This window comes from Mycobacterium sp. 852002-53434_SCH5985345, from assembly GCF_001667155.1.
GTDB lineage: Bacteria > Actinomycetota > Actinomycetes > Mycobacteriales > Mycobacteriaceae > Mycobacterium.
The window spans coordinates 1-4460 of sequence record NZ_LZIE01000008.1; the positions used below are offsets into that span (position 1 = coordinate 1).

Here is a 4460-nt window from a genome sequence, read left to right on the forward strand (position 1 = left end):
CGCCACGAGGAACTGGGCCCGCACGTCGACCTGTCCCGCACGGTGGGCTGGTTCACCACCAAGTACCCCGTCGCGCTCACGGTCGGCGGCCTGTCCTGGGGACATGTCGTCGCCGGCGAGGCCGAGTTGGGCGCACTGGTCAAGGACGCCAAGGAACAGCTGCGCGCCCTGCCGGACACGCTGACCTACGGGCTGCTGCGCTATCTGAACCCCGACGTCGACATGGACGGGTCGGACCCGGTGATCGGGTTCAACTACCTCGGGCGCCTCGGCGGCGCGGGCGACCTGTCCAGCGAGTTGTGGCGGCTCGACCAGGACAGCCTGGCGTCGGCCGGCGCGGCGACGGCGGTGCCCATGCCCTTGCCGCACACCGTCGAGCTCAACGCCGGCACGCTGGACACCGCCGCGGGTCCGCTGCTGCAGGCCAACTGGACCTGGGCGCGCTCGGCGCTCGATGAGGGCCAGGTCGGCCGGCTGAGCGAGCTGTGGTTCGACGCCCTGAGCGGCATCTGCAGCCACGTCCGCAACGGTGGCGGCGGGTTGACCCCGTCGGACCTCGCGCCCGCGCGGCTGACCCAGCGGGACATCGACGAGCTGTGCCAGCGCTACCCGGTCGCCGACGTGTTGCCGTTGACCCCGTTGCAGCAGGGGCTCCTCTTCCACACCGGCAGCGCGCACGGAAGCGAAGACCTGTACGCCGTGCAGCTCGACATCAGCGTGAACGGTGCCCTCGACCCGCACCGGCTGCGCGACGCGGTGCACACCATGATCAAGCGGCATCCCAATGTGGTGGCGCACTTCGTCGAAGACTTCGGTGAGCCGGTGCAGGTCCTGTCGGCCGAGCCGGCGCTGTCGTGGCATTACGTCGAACTCGACGCCCAAGATGCCGAACCCGAGGAGCAGATCCAGCAGGTCTGCGCCGCCGAACGTGCCGCGGTGTGCGACCTGGCGGACCGCCCGCCGTTCCGGGCCGCGCTGATCCGCACCGCCGACAACCGGCACCGGTTCGTGCTGACCAACCACCACATCGTGCTCGACGGCTGGTCCAAGCCGATTCTGCTGCAGGAGATCTTCGCCGCCTACTACGGCGTGCAGCTGCCCGCGCCGGTGCAATACCGCAAGTTCGTCGCGTGGCTGGCCGCGCAGGACCGCGGCGCCGCCCAGGCGGCGTGGCGGCGGGTGCTGGCCGGGTTCGACACCCCCACCCTGGTCGGTCCGGCTGGCCGGATGAGCCTCGGCCCGCGGGGCGTCTCCTCGTTCCAGGTGTCGGCGGAGACCACGCGCGCGCTGGGCGAGCTGGCCCGCTCGTGCCGCACCACCGTCAGCACCGTGCTGCAGGCCGCCTGGGCGCAGCTGCTCATGTGGCTGACCGGCCAGCACGACGTGACATTCGGGACCGCGGTCTCGGGGCGGCCGACGGAGCTGACCGGCGCCGACCAGATGGTGGGGCTGCTCATCAACACGGTGCCGGTGCGGGCGACGATCGGCGCCGAAACCACGATCGCGGACCTGCTAAATCAGCTGCAGAGCGCCTACAACGACACACTCGAGCACCAGCACTTGGCGCTGAATGAGATCCATCGTGTAACGGGACATGACCAATTATTCGACACCATGTTCGTGTACGAGAACTACCCGATCGACACCGCCGCGCTGTCGGCCGTCGATGAACTGGCCATTGAGGGCTTTACCAACCGCGAATTCAACCACTATCCGCTCTCGGTGCAAGCCGTGCCGGGTCACGAACTGGGTCTTCGCGTCGAATTCGATACAGAAGTCTTCGACCAAGGCAGAATCGAGAGGTTGATCGAGCGGTTCCGGCGCGTGCTGGAAGCCATGACCGCAGATGTGGAGGAGCAGTCATGACCGTCGGTGCAGGGCGGCGATTGTTGTCGATCGACTTGCTGGATGGCGGCGAGCACGACCGCCTCGACGAGTGGGGTAACCGGGCGGTGTTGACCGCGCCGGTGAAGGGGGCTGCGTCGATTCCGGCGTTGTTCGACAAGCAGGTCGCGCGTGTACCGGAGGCTCCGGCACTGACGTTCGAGGGCCGCACGCTCACCTATCAGGAGCTCGACCAGGCCGCGAACCGGCTGGCCCACCTGCTGGCCGACCACGGCGCGCGTCCGGGGGCATGCGTGGCGCTGCTTCTGCCGCGCTCGGCCGAGGCGATCGTGGCGATCCTGGCTGTCCTCAAGACCGGCGCGGCCTATCTGCCGATCGACCCCGCGGTCCCGGCGGCGCGGATGGAGTTCATGCTCGGCGATGCGGCGCCGGTCGCCGCGGTCACGACGGCGGAGTTGCGGGCGCGGCTGGACGGGTTCGACTTGCTGGTTGTCGACGTCGACGATCCCGCGGTGGCCGAACAGTCCGGCTCGGGGCTGCCGGGGCCGGCCCCCGAGGACATCGCGTACATGATCTACACCTCGGGCACGACCGGAACCCCCAAGGGTGTGGCGGTCACCCACCAGAACGTCACCCAGTTGCTGAAGTCGCTGCCAGCCGACCTGCCGCAGGCGGGCGTCTGGTCGCAGTGGCACTCGCTGGTTTTCGACGTGTCGGTGTGGGAGATCTGGGGTCCGCTGTTGCACGGCGGGCGCCTGGTGGTGGTGCCCGAGTCGGTGGCCGGCTCCCCGGACGAGCTGCACTCGCTGCTGGTCGCGGAGAAGGTCACGGTGTTGTGCCAGACCCCGTCGGCGGTCGGGATGCTGTCGCCCGACGGGCTGGATTCGACCGCATTGATCGTGGCGGGTGAGGCCTGCCCGGCCGAGGTGGTGGACCGGTGGGCGCCGGGCCGCGTGATGATCAACGCCTACGGCCCGACCGAAGGCACGGTGTACGCATCGATGAGCGCGCCGCTGAGCGCCGAGTCGGGGGCGCCGACGATCGGATCGCCCGTGCCGGGCGCCGCGCTGTTCGTGCTCGACAAGTGGTTGCGCCCGGCGCCGGAGGGCGTCGTCGGCGAGCTCTACATCGCCGGCCGCGGTGTGGCCTCCGGCTATGTGCGCCGGGCGGGCCTGACATCCTCGCGGTTTGTGGCGTGCCCGTTCGGGGCGCCGGGGACGCGGATGTACCGCACCGGCGACTTGGTGCGCTGGGGCATCGACGGCCAGCTGCAGTACCTCGGCCGCGCCGACGAGCAGGTCAAGATCCGCGGCTACCGCATCGAACTCGGCGAAATCCAGACCGCCCTCGCGGGGCTGGACGGCGTCGACCAGGCCGCGGTGATCGCCCGCGAGGACCGCCCCGGCGACAAGCGCCTGGTCGGTTACATCACCGGGACCGCCGACCCGGCCGTGATTCGCACCCAGCTCGGCGAGCGGCTGCCCAGCTACATGGTTCCGGCCGCCGTCGTGGTGCTGGACGCGCTGCCGCTGACGGTCAACGGCAAACTCGACAAGCGGGCGTTGCCTGCGCCCGAGTACCAGAAGACCAGCGGCGAATACCGCGCGCCGACCACGGCCGTCGAAGAGACGCTGACCGCCATCTACGCCCAGGTGCTCGGGCTGGAGCGGGTCGGCGTCGACGACTCGTTCTTCGACCTCGGCGGCGACAGCATCCTGTCGATGCAGGTGGTGGCACGCGCCCGCGCGGCCGGCGTGGTGTGCCGCCCGCGCGACGTTTTCGTCGAGCAGACCGTGGCCCGGCTGGCCCGGGTGGCCGGCGTGGCCTCCGACGACGACGTCGTCGACGAGGGCATCGGCCCGGTGGTCGGCACCCCGATCATGCGCTGGCTGCAGCAAGTCGACGGCCCGACCGACCAGTTCAACCAGACCATGGTGGTCCAGGCGCCGGCCGGCGTCACCGGCGATGACGTGCGGGTCGTGCTGCAATCACTGCTGGACCGGCACGCCACGCTGCGGATGCGCGTCGACGACGACGGCGCCGGCGGCTGGTCGATGCAGGTGCCCGACGTCGGCGCGGTCGATGCCGGCGCCTGCATGGACACCGTCCACGCGCTGTCCGACGCGACGCTGGTGGCGGCGCGCTCCCAGCTGAACCCCGCGGCGGGGACCATGCTCCGCGCCGTGTGGGCGGAATCGACGGCCCAGTTGGCGCTGATCATTCACCACCTGGCCGTTGACGGCGTTTCGTGGCGAATCCTGTTGGAAGACTTGAACATTGCCTGGGCTCAGCACCACAGCGGCCAGGCGGTGGCGCTGCCGGCCGCCGGGACGTCGTTCGCCAGGTGGACGGCGATGCTGGAAGAGCACGCCCAGCGGCCCGAGGTGATCGAGCAGGCCGAGGCGTGGCGGCAGGTCGCGGCGACTCCGGCGCTGTTGCCGGCCGTGCGCCCCGACGTGGACACCTACGAGACGGCCAAGCAGCTGTCGGTGTCGCTGGATGTCGAGACCACCCGGCAGCTGCTGGGTGAGGTGCCCTCGGCGTTCCACGCCGGCGTGCAGGACATCCTGTTGATCGCGTTCGGGTTGGCCTGGGCGCGGTTCGTGGGCACCGGA

General features: G+C 70.3%; 1 pseudogene. It reads left to right on the plus strand.

The annotated features are described in order from the left end of the window. Positions 1 to 4460: pseudogene (locus A5756_RS26670) on the plus strand (amino acid adenylation domain-containing protein); the annotation flags it as partial.